Annotated in this window: 18 protein-coding genes and 1 pseudogene; 12 read left to right on the top strand and 7 right to left on the bottom strand. The window is 42.1% G+C overall.

Annotated features, from left to right (window positions below):
• Positions 1-123: 123 nt before the first annotated feature.
• The 6 genes from ACYH0L_RS03670 to ACYH0L_RS03695 all read left to right on the top strand — a co-directional run bounded on the left by ACYH0L_RS03670 (position 124) and on the right by ACYH0L_RS03695 (position 8510).
• Positions 124-1788, top strand: coding sequence for an exosporium glycoprotein BclB-related protein (locus ACYH0L_RS03670; protein WP_482354369.1), 1665 nt, complete (start codon positions 124-126; stop codon positions 1786-1788).
• Between the two features lie 140 nt (positions 1789-1928).
• Entirely contained in the window at positions 1929-3524 is a 1596-nt protein-coding gene (locus ACYH0L_RS03675) for a sensor histidine kinase (RefSeq protein ID WP_249705319.1), read from the top strand.
• 3 nt (positions 3525-3527) lie between these two features.
• On the top strand, positions 3528-4226 hold the full coding sequence (locus tag ACYH0L_RS03680; RefSeq protein WP_230031717.1) for a response regulator: 699 nt from the start codon (positions 3528-3530) through the stop codon (positions 4224-4226).
• Between the two features lie 3 nt (positions 4227-4229).
• Positions 4230-5207, top strand: coding sequence for a tripartite tricarboxylate transporter substrate-binding protein (locus ACYH0L_RS03685; protein WP_099727692.1), 978 nt, complete (start codon positions 4230-4232; stop codon positions 5205-5207).
• 190 nt (positions 5208-5397) lie between these two features.
• Complete coding sequence (citM, locus tag ACYH0L_RS03690; protein ID WP_099727691.1) at positions 5398-6696, top strand: Mg(2+)/citrate complex secondary transporter CitM; 1299 nt, start codon at positions 5398-5400, stop codon at positions 6694-6696.
• Positions 6697-6878: 182 nt separating this feature from the next.
• Positions 6879-8510 carry a M14 family metallopeptidase gene (locus tag ACYH0L_RS03695; RefSeq protein WP_482354370.1) on the top strand — a complete coding sequence of 544 codons (1632 nt, stop codon included), beginning with the start codon at positions 6879-6881 and terminating at the stop codon, positions 8508-8510.
• A 227-nt stretch (positions 8511-8737) separates the two neighbouring features.
• On the opposite strand, the gene ACYH0L_RS03700 is transcribed toward ACYH0L_RS03695, so the two are convergent.
• Positions 8738-9223, bottom strand: a complete 486-nt coding sequence (locus ACYH0L_RS03700) for a phenolic acid decarboxylase (RefSeq protein ID WP_099727689.1) — start codon at positions 9221-9223, stop codon at positions 8738-8740.
• Between the two features lie 112 nt (positions 9224-9335).
• On the opposite strand from ACYH0L_RS03700, the gene ACYH0L_RS03705 reads away from it, so the two are divergent.
• Together ACYH0L_RS03705 and ACYH0L_RS03710 are read left to right on the top strand one after the other, a co-directional pair.
• A complete protein-coding gene (locus tag ACYH0L_RS03705) occupies positions 9336-9893 on the top strand; it encodes a PadR family transcriptional regulator (protein WP_482354371.1) in 558 nt (185 codons plus the stop codon).
• 104 nt (positions 9894-9997) lie between these two features.
• Positions 9998-11104 (top strand): nitric oxide synthase oxygenase, encoded by a 1107-nt coding sequence (locus ACYH0L_RS03710; RefSeq protein ID WP_482354372.1) that lies wholly within the window; start codon positions 9998-10000, stop codon positions 11102-11104.
• 26 nt (positions 11105-11130) lie between these two features.
• Here ACYH0L_RS03710 and ACYH0L_RS03715 read toward each other — a convergent pair whose 3' ends face one another.
• Positions 11131-11403: an acylphosphatase gene (locus tag ACYH0L_RS03715; RefSeq protein WP_099727686.1), complete on the bottom strand. Its 273-nt coding sequence runs from the start codon at positions 11401-11403 to the stop codon at positions 11131-11133.
• Between the two features lie 113 nt (positions 11404-11516).
• Between ACYH0L_RS03715 and ACYH0L_RS03720 the strand changes: the two are divergent.
• Positions 11517-11630: pseudogene (locus ACYH0L_RS03720) on the top strand (MOSC domain-containing protein); the annotation flags it as partial.
• Between the two features lie 89 nt (positions 11631-11719).
• On the top strand, positions 11720-11941 hold the full coding sequence (locus ACYH0L_RS03725; protein ID WP_230031805.1) for a hypothetical protein: 222 nt from the start codon (positions 11720-11722) through the stop codon (positions 11939-11941).
• A gap of 72 nt (positions 11942-12013) precedes the next feature.
• On the opposite strand, the gene ACYH0L_RS03730 is transcribed toward ACYH0L_RS03725, so the two are convergent.
• The gene (locus ACYH0L_RS03730) at positions 12014-12766 is read right to left on the bottom strand and encodes a DUF6973 domain-containing protein (RefSeq protein WP_256499386.1); all 753 of its coding nucleotides are present in this window, start codon (positions 12764-12766) and stop codon (positions 12014-12016) included.
• Between the two features lie 348 nt (positions 12767-13114).
• On the opposite strand from ACYH0L_RS03730, the gene ACYH0L_RS03735 reads away from it, so the two are divergent.
• Positions 13115-13765: an MOSC domain-containing protein gene (locus tag ACYH0L_RS03735; RefSeq protein ID WP_230031587.1), complete on the top strand. Its 651-nt coding sequence runs from the start codon at positions 13115-13117 to the stop codon at positions 13763-13765.
• A 42-nt stretch (positions 13766-13807) separates the two neighbouring features.
• Here ACYH0L_RS03735 and ACYH0L_RS03740 read toward each other — a convergent pair whose 3' ends face one another.
• From ACYH0L_RS03740 to map, 3 genes are all read right to left on the bottom strand, one after another.
• Positions 13808-13945 (bottom strand): YflJ family protein, encoded by a 138-nt coding sequence (locus ACYH0L_RS03740; protein WP_003214303.1) that lies wholly within the window; start codon positions 13943-13945, stop codon positions 13808-13810.
• A 134-nt stretch (positions 13946-14079) separates the two neighbouring features.
• Entirely contained in the window at positions 14080-14241 is a 162-nt protein-coding gene (locus ACYH0L_RS03745) for a hypothetical protein (protein WP_099727680.1), read from the bottom strand.
• A 124-nt stretch (positions 14242-14365) separates the two neighbouring features.
• Positions 14366-15115, bottom strand: coding sequence for a type I methionyl aminopeptidase (gene map / locus ACYH0L_RS03750; RefSeq protein WP_099727679.1), 750 nt, complete (start codon positions 15113-15115; stop codon positions 14366-14368).
• A gap of 189 nt (positions 15116-15304) precedes the next feature.
• Here map and nagE point away from each other — a divergent pair, with 189 nt between their 5' ends.
• On the top strand, positions 15305-16669 hold the full coding sequence (gene nagE / locus ACYH0L_RS03755) for an N-acetylglucosamine-specific PTS transporter subunit IIBC (RefSeq protein ID WP_099727678.1): 1365 nt from the start codon (positions 15305-15307) through the stop codon (positions 16667-16669).
• Positions 16670-16687: 18 nt separating this feature from the next.
• Here nagE and ACYH0L_RS03760 read toward each other — a convergent pair whose 3' ends face one another.
• Positions 16688-17446, bottom strand: coding sequence for a DUF817 domain-containing protein (locus tag ACYH0L_RS03760; protein ID WP_367308304.1), 759 nt, complete (start codon positions 17444-17446; stop codon positions 16688-16690).
• Positions 17447-17616 lie beyond the last annotated feature (170 nt).

Consider the following 17616-nt stretch of genomic DNA (forward strand, 5'->3'; position numbering starts at 1 on the left):
AGCTGGTATGATGCGTATAAGGATAATGGATGGGTATGTGATAGTTGTAAGAGTGGAAAACCTGAAAAGTCAGTGGAAAATCTTTGTTGCGGACAGGATCCATGTGTTTGTGGAATACAAGGTTTGCCAGGAAGGGGGGATGGAAAAGGCTCAGCAGGCCCAGTAGATGTAGGGTTAACACGAATTGTGAATTTTGATCCAGCGGTAGCAGCGACCTATCCACTAGATCAAGTTGTGACATACAATGGCAGTACATATAAAGTGAATAAAGCTCTGCCATCAGGAACACCAAGTACATCGGCCGATTACACGTTATTAGCTGCTGCAGGTTCAGCGGGAGTAAAGGGAGACAAAGGTTCAACTGGTGCAACCGGAATAGGGTTAATTGGAATAGTGGATTTTGATCTAGAGACGGTTTCGACACATACATTAGGTCAAATTGTGACATACAAGGGTAGTACGTATATGGTGAATACAGCATCGCCAATGGGTACCCCAGATACATCTCCAGATTATACGTTATTAGCAGGCGCTGGCAACACGGGAGTAACGGGAGCGACAGGAGTAACGGGAGCGACAGGAGTAACGGGAGCGGCAGGAGATACCGGAGCGACAGGAGTAACGGGAGCGACAGGGGTAACTGGTGCGGCAGGAGATACCGGAGCGACAGGAGTAACGGGAGCGGCAGGAGATACCGGAGCGACAGGAGTAACGGGAGCGACAGGGGTAACTGGTGCGGCAGGAGATACCGGAGCGACAGGGATAACGGGTGCGGCAGGAGTAACGGGAGCGACAGGGATAACGGGAGCGGCAGGAGATACCGGAGCGACAGGGGTAACTGGTGCGACAGGAGATACCGGAGCGACAGGAGTAACGGGAGCGACAGGGGTAACGGGTGCGGCAGGAGATACCGGAGCGACAGGAGTAACGGGAGCGACAGGGGTAACGGGTGCGGCAGGAGATACCGGAGCGACAGGGATAACGGGTGCGGCAGGAGTAACGGGAGCGGCAGGAGTAACGGGAGCGACAGGGATAACGGGAGCGGCAGGAGATACCGGAGCGACAGGGGTAACTGGTGCGACAGGAGATACCGGAGCGACAGGGGTAACTGGTGCGGCAGGAGATACCGGAGCGACAGGAGTAACGGGAGCGGCAGGGGTAACGGGTGCGACAGGAGTAACGGGTGAAAGAGGAGTAACCGGCGCTACCGGAAAAACAGGAAAAGCAGGGAAAACAGGAGCCACCGGAGCCACTGGTTCAACAGGTGTCACAGGATCGAGTGCGATTATCCCATTTGCATCAGGAACTCCTGCTGTTTTGACGACAATCGGAGGCGGTCTAGTCGGGACATCTAGCTTGGTTGGATTTGGTAACTCAGCGACAGGTGTCAGCATTGTAGGTGGGATCATTGATTTAACAGGAGCCGCAGGAACTTTATTAAACATGGCATTTTCTGTACCGAGAGCTGGTACCATTACTTCATTTGCCGGCTATTTTAGTACGACAGCAGCACTTTCTTTAGTCGGCACAAACATCACAGTGACAGCTAGCTTATTTGCTTCACCGACACCAGATAACAGCTTCACTCAAGTAGCGAGCGTCACATTGGCTCCAGACTTAACAGGGATTTTATCGATAGGTGCTATTTCAAACGGCATCGCTACCGGCCTGAATGTGCCAGTTACACCGGAAACAAGATTACTGGTTGTATTCTCTGCGACTGCAACAGGCTTATCTTTAATTAACACCGTAGCAGGCTATGCGAGTGCTGGTTTATCCATCACGTAATCAACAAACAGGGATGACTTGATTTGAGTCGTCCTTTTTTGTTTGAATGAATTTTCTCTCAACTTCGTAAGAAAAAATGATATGATTTTCTTAGAGTTTATTCGATGAATCTATTTGAATTAGGGGTTGTGGCGGTGAGGATGGGCAAAAGGAAAGTCACTTTACAAACGAAAATATTGGGATTAATTATCGGGCTTTTGCTTGTTGTCATTGCTTTATTGACCATTTGTTTTGGTTTTTTGCAGACAGCAGAAAGGCAGGGACAAGCTGAACAGCTGGCAGTGCAAACCGCTAGAACGATATCATATATGCCGCCAATTAAAGCATCGGTAGCCGCATCAGCATCTCAGAATGAAGAACAGGCAGTGCTCGAGCAAATGAAGGAGCAAGTAAGAGCACATGCCATCTTAATCACCAATCAAAAAGGAAAGGTCCTTTTTCATACGAATCATGAGCATGTTGGAAAAACCATCAGTGTATCTGAAGGAAGGAGTACCCTGCTATTTGGAGGAACCTCCATATCGACTGGTGATTCTGCTGGTGAAATCGTTGTCAGGGGCAGTGCCCCGATTATGAAAGAAACAGGACAGCATGAAGAAATTATTGGGACAGTCACTGTTGAATTTTTAAAAAGAGAAATCGATCAAGCGACAGCCCATCAACTATTCAAATTGAGTTATATCGCCCTTCTTGTTTTGCTGCCTGGCATATTCGGTGCCATTTTTTTAACAAAGAGTATTCGCAAAGATACATTAGGGCTTGAACCGCATGAAATTGCTTCATTATATCGAGAAAGAGAAGCGATGCTGCATGCCATCAAAGAAGGAATCATTGCGTTTGACCGTAAAGGTGCGATTACGATGATGAATACGTCAGCTGAACACATGCTGCGTGCTTCTTCAGCGCTGCCGCATCATATTGACCAAGTCTTGCCAAATACCAATCTTCTTTCCTATTTAAAGGCAGAGACGATTGAACCTAACATCGAAACCGTCGTCAATGATAAAACCTTTGTGTTAAATGTGAAAAAAGTGGTGCAGGACCATAGAGTATTCGGGGGAATTGTGAGCTTTCGAGAGAAAACAGAGCTGACAAAGCTGCTGGATACATTGACAGAGGTAAGCCAATATTCAGAAGACCTTAGAGCACAAACACACGAGTTCTCAAATAAGCTGTACGCCATTTTAGGCTTGCTTGAGCTGAAACAAGTGGATGAAGCCATCGACTTAATTAAGGAAGAATATACGCTTCAAAATCGTCAGCACGATTTACTCATGAAGCAAATTCGCTCTCCGAAGATACAAGCCATTTTACTCGGAAAGTTAGGCAAGGCATCTGAGAAGAAGGTCCATTTCCATATTGATGAAAATAGTTCATTGGAGCCGCTTCCAGCTCATTTGAGTTTATCTCACTTTATCACCATTATTGGCAATCTCGTAGACAATGCCTTTGAGGCCGTATTGAATAAGGAAAAGCGAGAGGTAGGCCTGTTCATCACAGATATTGGATTTGATATTATCATAGAGGTTTCTGATTCAGGTGATGGGGTGAATGAAAAAGAACTGTCACATCTTTTCACAAGAGGTCATTCATCAAAGGGAGAAGGGCGAGGCTACGGACTAGCTAATGTGAAAGAAGTATTAGATGAACTTGGGGGCTGGATTGAAGTAACGAACCAAAAAGAAGGCGGTGCCATCTTCACTGTATACATACCGAAAGGCACAAAGGGGGAATAGATTGTGATAAAGGTACTCATTGCGGAGGATGATTTTCGAATCGCTGCCATTCATGAAACCTATATACAAAAGATACAAGGCTTTCAAGTCGCTGGAAAGGCAAAGAGTGCAAATGATATGTGGGAGGCACTCCAAAAAGAACAGGTCGATCTCATTTTGCTTGACGTGTATATGCCTGATGAGCTCGGCACAAACCTTTTGCCGCTTTTAAGAGAACGTTATCCTGAAGTAGATGTCATCATTATTACTGCTGCAACGGAAACAATGCTTCTAAGAGATGCCCTTCATTATGGAGTGGTTCATTATTTAATTAAACCGGTGACAGCCCAAAAATTCACGCAAGTCTTAACCGAATATAAAGAAAAGAAGGACTTGATCAATTCAAAGGATGAAGTCAATCAAACAATGATTGATCTGTTTTTTGGCCATATGCAGGAAGAACCAAAACAAAAGGGTGACCGAGACCTGCCAACAGGCATTAATTCACTGACCTTGGACAAAGTGAAAACACTGATGGCATCAGAGAATAGCGGGATTACAGCGGAAGAACTCGGAGAAAAAATGGGCGTATCACGTACAACAGCGAGACGTTACGTAGAATATCTCGTTACAACGGGAGAATGCCGGGCAGAGCTTGCGTACGGGATCATTGGCAGACCAGAACGAAGATATTATTCTGCCAAAAAGCAAGCGGAGTCATAAAAGATGAAAAAAGGAATACTTCTTGTCATCATGATCTGCCTTTGTATGTCGCTCACCTTTAATGAAAAAACAGCAGAACATTCTTTCCAGCAGCGCAGTCCATTATATATTGTGGTGTCAGGTGTGCCTGACGGTGGATTTGACCAAACGGCTCAGGTGATGAAATCAGTGCTTGAACAAGAGAAGCTGGTGAAACGGCCTGTGAATATCCTTTATCAAAGAGACGGGACGGTGGATAAAGGATGGACGTATATGATGGAGCAAGATGCCAATTATATTAGTTTAAATTCAAGCTTATTATTGAGCCGTAATTTGCTTGGCAGCAGTAACGTAACAATGAATGATGTAACACCACTCGCCATTCTTGCTGAAGAGTGGCAGGTCGTCGCAGTCCCTGTAAATTCTCCTTTCTCAAATGGAAAGGAACTGTTAAACACACTAAAGAAAAAACCAGATTCTTTAAAGATTGGTTTTGCCCCTGACTTTGGGAATGACGATCAAATCTCGTTCGCCCGGGCAGCAGAAATGGCAGGGATTGACCCTTACCGCATTCAATTTTTGAAATTTGACAGTGCAGATGATTTATTTCAGGCGCTCATTGACCATGAGGTGGATGCAGCAACGACTACTATTACAGAGGTTCGTCATGATTATGAAAAGAAGAGGCTAAAACTCATAGCGACCACAACCAATAAGCGATTAGAGGGCTTTGAAGATGTGCCTACATGGAAAGAGCAAGGAATCCCGCTCATCTTTTCTCATTGGCGCGGTGTCATGGGACCTAAGCAAATGAATCAGCACGAGATTCGTGAATGGGATCAGCTTCTTCAAAAAATGACGCAAACCGAGTCCTGGAAAAAGCAGTTAAAACAAAAAGGCTGGACAAGTCGTTATATGAACAGTAAAGAGGCAAAGGTCTTTATGGAAGATCAATTAAGGCGTTATGAGCAATTCATACAAGGAGAAAAAGCGGTCGAGTGAGGCCGCTTTTTTATATGGCATCAAAAAGAACAACGGTTGCACAAAATGAACAAAAAGCATTTATCGACCGAAAAAGAATTAAAATTCATAATATTTACTTCAATTTCAACGTCAGATATGATGACAGAAAGGGTTGGAAATGGGATACCAATAATTAATGAAAGCGTATACAACATAAGGGGTGAATAAAGTGTTAGCAATCTTAGGATTTCTTATGATGATTGTATTTATGGTTTTGATTATGACGAAACGTATGTCTGTTCTAACGGCATTGGTATTAACACCAATTGCATTTGCTCTTATTGCAGGTTTTCATTTTACTGAAATTTCAGACATGATTGTCAAAGGTGTGCAGCAAGTCGCTCCGACAGCTGTCATGATTATGTTTGCCATTTTGTACTTCGGCATTATGATTGATGCGGGTTTATTTGATCCGATGGTGGCGAAAATCTTAAAAATCGTCAAAGGCGACCCATTAAAAATTATTGTCGGAACAGCTGTCCTGACCATGCTTGTCGCACTTGATGGTGACGGGACAACGACGTACATGATTACAACAACAGCGATGCTTCCGTTATTTACGCTGCTTGGCATCCGGCCGATTATTTTAGCAGGTATTGCGGGTGTTGGCATGGGGATTATGAATACGATTCCATGGGGCGGTGCAACACCTAGAGCGGCAAGTGCACTTGGCGTTGATCCATCACTTTTATTTGGCCCGATGATTCCAGTCATTGGCGCAGGGGTTTTGAGTATGATGATTGTCTCTTATTTTCTTGGAAAAGCCGAAAGAAAACGCCTTGGTGTGATTGAACTTGACCAGCCGATCCATGCAAATGAAATGGCAGCGGCACTGCAAGATGACATCAAACGCCCGAAACTTTGGTGGTTTAACCTGGCGCTTACTTTGTTATTGGTGCTATTGCTTGTGTCAGGAAAAGTCAGCCTAACCGTTCTATTTGTTCTTGCTTTCTGTGTGGCGATTATCGTGAACTATCCAAATTTAGATCAGCAGCGTGAGCGGATTGCGGCTCATTCAACAAACGTGTTAGCGATTGCTTCTATGATTTTTGCGGCAGGTGTTTTTACAGGTATTTTAACTGGGACGAAAATGGTCGATGAAATGGCGATTTCGATTGTATCTGCTATTCCAGAGCAGCTTGGCGGATTTATTCCAGTCATTGTCGCGTTAACAAGCGGGATATTTACTTTCTTTATGCCGAATGATGCATACTTTTATGGGGTACTGCCGATCCTATCAGAAACAGCGGCAGCATACGGTGTCGATAAAATTGAGATTGCCAGAGCGTCTATTATTGGTCAGCCGATTCATATGTTAAGTCCACTTGTTCCATCGACTCATTTACTTGTTGGACTTGTTGGGGTATCACTGGATCGTCATCAGAAATTTGGGATGAAATGGGCTGTGCTTGCGGTCGTCGCCATGACCGTCATGGCGGTTCTCATTGGAGCCATTTCCATTTGGTGAATAAAAGAGTGTCCTGCTGTATAGAGCAGGCACTTTTTTTTAGGTCATATTGCCGAGCGAGCTCCATTCATTTGCCCTATACAAAGAAATGCCTGTTCCTCCAAAAGATATATTTTTGAAAAATACTGACACTTTGTCTGTTTTTTTCTTTATAATGCAAATCAACGAAGGGAGAGGATAGCATGTCCAAACGAAAAGGAACAATTCTTTTTGCTGCTGTATGCCTCATAACAGGCAGTTTGTCGATGATGACTCCAGCCTCAGCAAACGCAGACACCCCTTATTATGGAAAAAGTTATGAACAGCCAGCCTCAGTCAAAAAGCTATACCCTGAGCCTGACGAGACGTTCGACACACCTGCCTTTCAGAAAAAAGGAGACACATTTACGACTCAAGAAGAGCTTCAACATTTCTTACGTGACATTGTCCGCAAAAGTCCTTACGCCACGCAGAAACAGATTGGAACATCCATTGATGGCCGGTCTATTCCAGCTCTCTACTTTACAAAGGATCGTCACATCTCTCCACTTTCAAAAAAGCCAACGATCTGGCTTCAAGCACAAATACACGGAAATGAGCCAGCCTCCGGCGAATCTGCTCTTGTTATCGCGAAACGACTAGCAGGTGAAGAAGGAGAGCGTGTACTCAATCATGTCAATATCATCATCGTCCCAAGGATCAACCCAGATGGTTCATATGCCTTTGACCGCAGGCTTGCAAACGGAATGGACGGGAATCGTGATCATATGACATTAGAATCTCCAGAGCTCACAGCCTTGCATCAAGAATTTAATCGTTATGGGCCAGAGGTGGTCATTGATGCCCATGAATACGATGTAGGCCAAAAGCAGTTTGAAGATGTTGGCTCATCAGGCGCCCTCAAATATCATGATTTACTCATTTTATCGGGTAAGAATTTGAACATTCCTGAAAGCATTCGTCTGACATCAAATGAGTTGTATGTGAACGGAGTTCGGGAAACGCTGACGAACAAAGGATTTTCTAATGACCTATATTATACAAACACAAGAGGGAAGGATGGAAAGATCGATCTCTATGAAGGCGGAACGGATGCACGAATTGGCCGAAATGCCCTTGCACTCTCGCCAGCTATATCATTTCTTGTAGAAAGCAGGGGGATTGGAATTGGAAGGGAGGACTTTGCCCGCCGCGTCGCAGCACAAGTCACCACTCATGAAAAAATCATTGAGACAACGGTGAAGCATGCCAAACAAGTCAAGCAGCAAATGGTGACGGAGCGGCTGAAACTGGTGAAAAAGGGTCTTCAAACAAACGATGACGATCAAGTGGTCATTCAAGATGATTTCAAAGCACCTGTGAACGATTCACTCGAAATGGTGGATATTGAGAAAGGACAGACCATCGATGTCCCTGTGCGTTTTCATAGTGCGAGCGATGCAGTTCCCGTATTGACAAGAGAGCGACCGACAGCTTATCTCATTCTCCCAGGTCATGAAGGGGTAGAGAGGAAGCTCAGAACATTAGGATTAAAAAGTGTCACATTGCCTGTTGGCGTGAAAGTGCCAGTACAAGCCTATCAGGTGACACAGCGAGAGGAAAAGAGCAAAACAGACATTCAGCTTGAAACAAGACTCGTTGAAAAGAAACGTCAGCTGCCAAAAGGAACCAAGGTGTATTTGACAGCACAGCCACAAACCAATTTGCTGTCACTTGCCCTTGAACCAGAATCAAAAGATAGCTATATGTCATCAGGGTTTATTGCTTCGAAAGCAGGCGATGAACTGCCAGTCTATCGTTTCTTGCTTCATCAGAAGACGTTAGGGATCAAATAAAAAAGCGGCACGCATTGTGCCGCTTTCAGATTGTTGACAAAGGGCTAAAATGATTTTTATTTTAGCCCTTTGTCTTCTTTTCAGCGTGATAGAAAACCTTTGAAGTCTAGGAAGGACGAGCATCGGAGCGGAGCGAATTTGACATTCGTGAGCACCGGCGCGCAGACCTGACAACGAATGCGAGGGTTTGTCTACACGCTGAAGCGGCACGCATTGTGCCGCTTTTACTATTTTCGCCCAGCTCTTATTTCATCTGTCATGCCTTCGTACGGTGCTTCTGCGATAATCGTTTCGTCATTTACACCTGCATGGTTCATATACGTAATGTCAGCGAATTCTGGAACAACATATTTCGGATATGTTTCGTATTTTTCACGAGATTGTTTCATGAGATCGATGTAGTCATTTTGATAGCAAACCGTGATATCTGGACGTTCATGCACCCATTTTGGGAAGAAGATGACGCCATGCATACGTTTTTCCTCAGGCATAAAGTTCAGAGAAACGTCTGTCCCCGTTGGTTCTGTCCAGGAGACTTTGTAGACGCCTTTTGTCAGCTTCACAATATTCACTTCTTGATCACGGACCCAGCGGCCTCCGACCATTCCGCTATGAATGCGGTAATCAATGGTGTGATCGTTTTTAATGTAAATCTCATATTCCCAGCCATTTTCATACGTATAAATCATATGAAGTCCAACGAATTGTTCCATGTTTATTCCTTCTTTCATTAGAATGATGTTGTTTCAAACATGTCATGATTTACATGTTTATTTTAGAGTGTATGGTATACTATTGTCAAAGAATATGCGTTGGAGGCCCATCATGAGAGTACTGAAATATGCCATTCTTGGCTTACTAGATCAGCGTGAGCTGACGGGATATGATATCACAAAACACTTTAAGGATTCCCTTGGACAGTTTTGGAGTGCCAAGCACAGCCAAATCTACCCCGAGCTGAAGCGTTTAACGGAAGAAGGGTTTATTGAATTTGATATTCACATACAAGGAAAGAAGCTAGAGAAGAAGGTCTATCAAATCACAGAAGCAGGAAAAACGGACTTGCATAAGTGGCTAAGGACAAAAGACCCGATTCCAGAAACATCAAAGGATGAATTTATGCTAAAAACATTCTTTATCTCCTCCATGGATAAAAAGGAAGCGGCTGATCTGTTTTCATATCAACTACTAGAGCGGACCAAAAAAGTAGACATGCTTAAACAGAAGCTGAATGCTTTAACGGAGGAAGATCCTTCCGCCCAATCGCTGCATTCAGCGCAATTTGGGCATTACTTAGTGCTGACAAGGGCAATTGAAAGAGAAAAAGGGTATGTTCACTGGCTCCAAAAGACCCTTGAGCTCATTAATTCATCCACTGTCTAAGGACAATAGTCGGATGACATGATAAAAAATGGTTTGAAACAAGTGAATTTATTAATAGAAACCGCTACAATGGATATATTCGTATTAAAGTGAGGCGAGTATGTTTGAGTAACCAAGAAGCGTTGTGGAATGAAGCAGAAGCTTTTGTTTCTTTATGCTATGAAGAATTAAACAAATCAAATGAAGAGAAAGCAGCACGTCTGCATGAAATAAAAAAAGAAATAGAGTCTGAAGGTATATACACCCATACACCAGAAGAGCTAGCTCACGGGGCGAAAATGGCTTGGCGCAACAGCAACCGCTGCATTGGCCGTTTGTTTTGGTCAACGCTGCATGTTCATGACTGCCGGCATGTGAAGACAAAAGATGAGGTGAAAGAGGCGCTCTTTCATCATATTGAGTATGCAACAAATGGCGGGAAAATCAAACCGTCCATTACGATCTTTCCGCCAGAGCACGAGGGACAGAAGGAAGTGGTCATTTATAATCATCAGCTTGTTCGTTATGCAGGCTATGAAACGGAATATGGCATCATCGGCGACGAGGCATCCCTTGAATTAACAAAGTTGTGTGAAGCCTATGGCTGGAAAGGGGAGGGCACGCATTTTGATATTCTCCCTCTCATGTTTCAGCTGAAAGGTCAGCCGCCGGTTCTGTATGATCTTCCGAAAGAGATCGTCCAAGAAGTCGAGATTACCCATCCTGAATATGAAGGCTTTCATGATTTAGGGCTGAAATGGTACGCTGTTCCGATTATTGCGGATATGAAATTAGAGATTGGCGGTATACATTACAATGCAGCACCGTTCAATGGCTGGTATATGGGCACAGAAATTGGCGCACGTAATCTAGCCGATGAAAATCGCTACAATATGCTGAAAAAAGTCGCTTCGATTTTAGGACTGGACACGACAAAGAATGCGTCGCTTTGGAAGGACAAAGCCATTGTTGAGTTGAATGTGGCGGTTCTTCATTCTTACCGAGAAGCAGGGGTGACCATTGTTGATCACCATACAGCAGCACATCAATTCAAACAATTTGAAAAGCAGGAAGAAAAGGCTGACCGCAAGCTGACTGGGGACTGGACATGGCTGATTCCACCGGTATCACCAGCTGCTACCCACATCTTCCACAAGCATTACGACAATACCATTGTGAAGCCGAATTATTTTTATCAGGAAAAGCCCTATCATGGAACAGAAAAAGCCTAGCGAGAGCTAGGTTTTTTATGAAAAATTCATCCTTTGATGCGAAAATCCTTATAATGAGCTAATTCGGTGAGCGGCTCCATCTGCATATCTGTGACTTTTGAAAAAGGGCTTCCTTTTCGAACGGTCTTTAAGAAATCAAGCACTTCCTGCTGCTCACCTTCTACCTTTAACTCGACATGACCTTCATCTGTGTTGCGTACCCAGCCTTTCATCCCACGATTGACGGCTTCTCCTTGGACAAAATAACGAAATCCGACCCCTTGCACTCGTCCTTTTACAATGGCGTGATAATGAACCAATATCATCTCTCCTTTTTTCTCATCGTACCATAGCCAGCATCGTTCCTTCACACATCGACTTTGATTTGGCTGTCAAACGATGTAAAATAAAAGCAATGAGACAACCAAAGGAGATGGTCATCGCGGGACAGAAAAGGTACGACATAGAAGGAATTCAAGTAGGACAACCTATCACCACTAATGCAAATGGAAAAGAAATCAAAACAGCCATCAACAAAAGGCGTATTGATCATGTTAATTCTCTGCTAGTTGAGTTTGAATAAGTTAATAAGTAAGAATGATGATACAGTAGAGTAAAAATAGAGGAGGTGCAGTTTTGAAGTTAACTTTATCATTTTTATCATTTTTTATGTCAATAGTAATTTTGTCTTCCTGTGAAAAAGAGTATAGTAGTGATTATGTACGATGGGGAGAGAAAATTGACAGAGGAAATTCTATAGAGTTGCTAGAAAAGCATAACATTCCTTATAAGTTAAAAAAGGGGATAATTTACATTCCTGAAGATGCTGTGAATAAAGCTGTATATTGTTGTTCGTAAGTTTTAATTCTATATAGTACGGCTAGTTAAGAAACATTGTATTTCTTAACTAGCCGTAAATATTTATAGGATTTATTTACCTGTAACTCCATTTGTAGCAGTTAATTGACCTTTTACAATTCTCACCAAGGAACCTTGCTTAACCATAGTTCTAATTGATTTGCTAAATTGGGTATTGGTATTGTAATATTTTGTAACTCCTAATTGTCTTCCTTGCTCATTATTATATAAATCCATTTCTCTATCAGCACCTTTGCTGTTTTGCTCATGAGCAGTTGTCCATACTTTTGCTCTATTATAACCATGATTTGGGCCTTTCATTGTTCCTCCAAAATTAGGCACCAAGATAGCATTCCAATATGTGTGTCTAAAAGCATCTCCATTTCCTTGCCAAAGTTGAGATTTCCCAAAATATTTATTTGTTTCATCACTTGCATTCTTTGCTGTGGATGCGTAAGTAACAAATTCTACAGGGTGTTGCCTAGCTAACTCAACTTCTTTTTCTGTTAAATCACTAAAGCCAGGAATATAAGAATAACCTGTTTTCATCGTAGTCATTATAAATTCTCTTGTTTTATTTGTGAGGGTACTTTTTATTTCTTGTGTCGCAAATCTATTCATTTCTTCTTCAGTATATTCATTGTCTTTATTCTTTATATCTAATTTTTTTCTAATCTGATCCAGTTCAGCAAAGTCGATTTTGATAACTTCATCTTTTGTTAAAAAATTTGTTGCTTCTTCCTCATTACTTTCAATAGCAGATACAGAAGTGGGGATAAATACTAAACAAAATAGTGCAAATGAAAGTATCATAATTTTTTTCATGCCATATCATCCTTTTTAATTGTATTTTACTTAAATAATAGTACCATTTAATAGAGTGATTTAACCTTAAAATCACATTAAATATAATTCTAAGTATATTTTCTTTTTATTATTGCTTTTTGTATGTTTTACAGGAAATATCAAAAATTACTGAGAAATAAAGTATTTTGAAGCCTATTATGCTACTAAATTTATAAAATAGATGATTCATCTTTGTTTTTTAGAATTCGCTTGGTCCTTTTTTCTCATCGTACCATAGCCAGCATCGTTCCTTCACGCATCGACTTTGATTTGGCTGTCAAACGATGTAAAATAAAAGCAATGAGACAACCAAAGGAGATGGCCATAGTGGGACAGAAAAGCTACGACATAGAAGGGATTCAAGTAGGACAACCTATCACCACTAATGCAAATGGAAAAGAAATCAAAACAGCCATCAACAAAAGGCGTATTCATGAACCTGTGTATTTGAGCAAGCTCAATTTTGAGGGAGATGGCCAAGGTGATTTGGTTCATCACGGGGGCTATGATAAAGCGATCTGCGTCTTTCCATATGATCATTATGATTACTTTGAGCAATTTTTAGGTGTTTCGTTACAGGAGGCGGCCTTCGGCGAGAACTTGACAGTGCATCAACTTGTGGAGACAGAGGTGTGCATTGGAGATGTGTTTCAGCTTGGAGAAGCGCTTGTTGAGGTTAGTCAGCCAAGACAGCCATGTGTGAAGCTATCCCTTAAGCACGGCAACATGAAGCTTGTGAAGGAAGTGCAGCAAACTGGGTATACAGGCTTTTATTTGCGTGTGTTAAAAGAAGGAATGGTGTCGCCTGATGAACCTCTTGTGTTAGTAGAGAAAGCGTTCCATCAGATTACGGTTCATGAGGTCAACGAAGTAAAATACCATCAAGCAGATCCACAGAGGCTGAAAGCCGTTCTTGAAGTAGATGCCTTGGCAGATGCAGTGAGGAATTCTTTAGAAAAACGAATCCGGCATATTTAAAAAAAGCCGTACATCAGCACAAGATGTACGGCTTTTCAGCGTTTATGAGCTTGGTTTCTTTTGCTCAAGAAGATTTGCAAGGAAATAAGTTTTTAAGCTTTGAAGCTTTCTTCCTTCATGCTTGGTCACACCAAGCTTCTTTAATTCTTCGACATACCAGCCTTTGCTACCATAATGCATGATAGAAAACTCCTTTCAATTGGAACTGCCTGCATTGTAACATCTCAAAAAAGGACGTGAAAAGTGTGCAGGTGTTAAGAAATGAAAACTGATTCTATCTGCCTATGGTGCATGTATATGCTGGAAATGATGAATTATGAATTGGGTGGATTGAGGGTGACAATGATCATCCCGATCGTCATAATCATGATGACAACACCAAGATATGTCATCATGGATTGTTTTTTCTTGAGACCCACAACCGTTAAGATAATACTTTCGATGAAAAAGATGACACCAATGATGATGAACCACATATCAAATAAGACCCCTTTCGCATATCTTTGCCTATTTTACCACAGGCATTTTTGTTTAGTCGTGACAGATTCGTGAAAGGGATACGAAAAAAACCCCTCCATTGAAAGGAGAGGATGGATTGACTTACAGCTTTGTTAAAATAATCGGTTCATCTTTTGTGATCACAATGGTATGTTCAATCTGTGCCACCAGGCTTTTATCTGGCGTTTTAAATGTCCAGCCATCATCAGCCTGATAAATGGATTCAGCATTTGTTGAAATAAAAGGTTCAAAGGCAATGACTGTGCCATTCTTAAACAAAGCATTATCGAATGGATCATAATAATTCAAAATATGGTTTGGTGCTTCGTGTAGACTTTTCCCAATGCCGTGTCCTGTCAGGTTTTTAATCACTGTAAAACCTTGTTCTTTGGCGGTATTGTAAACCGCACGGCCAATTTGGTTTTGTCTTTTACCGGCTTTTGCATGCTTTAACCCTTCAAGGAATGCATCCTCCGCACACTGGCATAATGCTTTAAGCCGAGCATCACCTGTGCCTAGTACGAATGAAATTCCAGTATCGGAATAATATCCATCAAGCTCTGCTGAGATATCAATATTAATGAGGTCTCCCTCTTGTAAAATGGTTTTTTCACTTGGAATACCGTGTGCGACTTCATCGTTCACGCTAATACAAGTGGTACCAGGAAAGTCATATTCCTTTTCAGGCGCTGAATTGGCCCCATGCTCTTCTAATATTTTTTTCCCAATCAAATCTAATTCCTTTGTAGACATGCCTGGCTTCGCTTGGCTTTTCATTTCTTCTCTTGCCAAAGCGACAATTCGGCCGACTTTTTTTAAGGCTTCTAACTCATGATCATGTTTGACAATCACTGTTCATTCCCGCTTTCTATAACTTCATTCTATTCAATAGCTTACCACATTTTATGCTAAAAGAGTAAAGGGCGGGATTTCTAGTAGATATGGACAAATTGGTATAGATAACTAGACGTGCATATGATATATTTTTTATGAACATCATGAGTGATTTGGTCATGATGATGACAAAGGGGGGAAATTCAGATGGTGTTTCAGTTTTTTCAAAAGTTAGGAAAATCATTTATGCTTCCAATCGCTGTGCTTCCTGCAGCAGGCATTATTTTGGCCATTGGACGGGAGGATGTATTCAATATCCCGTTTATTCATGCGGCAGGGAATGCAATTTTTGCGAATTTGGCTTTGATTTTTGCAATAGGTATAGCGATCGGCATTTCAAAGGATGGTAACGGAGCAGCGGCGTTATCAGGGGCCATTTCTTATTTCATTTTGTCAGCTGGTACAACGTCGATTAACTCGACCAACAATATGGGGGTATTGGGCGGTATTTTATGCGGGCTCTTAGCAGGTTACGTTTACAATCAATTTAAGGATACGAAACTGCCGGAATACTTAGGTTTCTTTAGCGGAAGACGGCTTGTGCCAATTATGACAGCACTTTTCACCATTCTATTAGCAGCCGTTTTCGGTTATGTATGGCCTCCGATTCAAAGTGTGATCAATGATTTAGGGGAATGGATTTTAAGTCTTGGTGCCACGGGTGCGGGGCTGTTTGGTTTCTTTAACCGATTGCTCATTCCACTAGGACTTCACCATGTGCTTAATAACTTATTCTGGTTTCAATTTGGGGACTTCAACGGGGCAACAGGGGACTTAGCGCGATTCTTTAAAGGAGATCCAAGTGCAGGCGTCTTTATGACCGGGTTCTTCCCAGTGATGATGTTTGGTCTGCCAGCGGCATGTCTAGCCATGATTGTAACAGCAAAGCCAGAAAAGAGAAAAGCAACAGCTGGTCTGATGATTGGAATGGCGCTAACGTCATTTATTACAGGGATCACAGAACCAATTGAATTTTCATTTATGTTTTTATCTCCACTTTTATATGGTGTCCATGCTATATTAACTGGTCTGTCACTCTTTATCGTGAACACCCTGGGGATTCATAGCGGCTTCGCCTTTTCAGCAGGTGCGATTGATTACGTCTTAAGCTTTGGCATTGCTCAAAAACCAATCATGCTGCTTGTGGTTGGGGTGATTTATGGCGTTATCTACTTTGTTGTCTTCTATTTCCTCATTAAACTGTTAAAGCTGAAAACACCGGGCAGAGAAGATGATGACATTGAAGATATCCCATCAGATGATGCAAATACTGCCGGAGCGAGTATGCTCGTAGAGGGGCTTGGCGGCAAAGACAATATCACCACCATTGATCATTGTGCCACCCGCCTTCGCTTAACAGTAGAGGATACGAATTTATTGAACGAAGGCACATTGAAAAAAGCAGGTGCTAAAGGGGTACTGACTTCAGGGAAAACATCCGTACAAATCATCATTGGAACGAATGTGGAATTTGTCGCAGATGATCTCCGCAAGGAAGTCGATCGAGATTAAAAAAAGCGTTCAGCCAGGTCAAATGGGCTGAACGTTTTTTTGTTTGCGTTGTTCGATCACCAGAACAATACTGATGACAACAAGTAAAAACCATGAACTGATTTTCCCTAGATGTACGAGAGACCAAGCGTGCTGTTGATTTGGATATTGCCATGCCCCTAAAAAGGTAGTGACATTTTCAGCAATCCAAATGAAAAAACCAATCAAGAGAAATGAAACAACAAGCGGCATTCGATAGGCAGATGAACCGACCTGAAAGGAAACCGTCGTTTTTCGAAACACTACAACAAGGAGCAATGTCAGCCACCAGCGGAGATCATAGATCCAGTGATGAGTAAAGAAATTTAGATAAATACACATACTGATTCCAATCGAAAAAAACGGATGAGGCCAGGCCGTCACCTCTACGCGAAGTCGTGAAAGTGCCTGATAAATATAGCTTGCCACGCTCGCATACATAAAGCCGCTATAGAGAGGTACCCCAAAGATTTTCGTATAAGCATCCTCAGGATAGGACCAAGAACCCATATGTACTTTATAAATTTCTAAACCTATTCCAATGAGATGAAATAAACAAATGACCTTCAGTTCAGTCAACGTCTCTAGCCGAAGCGTCAGCATGAGAATCTGTGCCATGAGACAAAGCAGAAGAATGAAATCATAGCGATGAAGAAAAGGAATAGTTACCGTTTTCGATAGTGCAAGTGCTGCAAAGATCATGACAGGGAATAGACACGATATGGCCTGTAAATAAGCGAAATGGAATAATGTTTTCATACATGTTCAAACCCCTTTTATTTATCTGAAATGACTTAGACGGTTAAAGGAAGGGAAAAGTTTACCTCGACTAGATATTCATGAACAATTTGTGAATATATATGTGAAAAAGATCACAAATTAGATGTTACATAGTATAATAAGATCATAAAGAAAATGTGAAATATTTC

The organism is Bacillus sp. MC1252 (assembly GCF_056838025.1).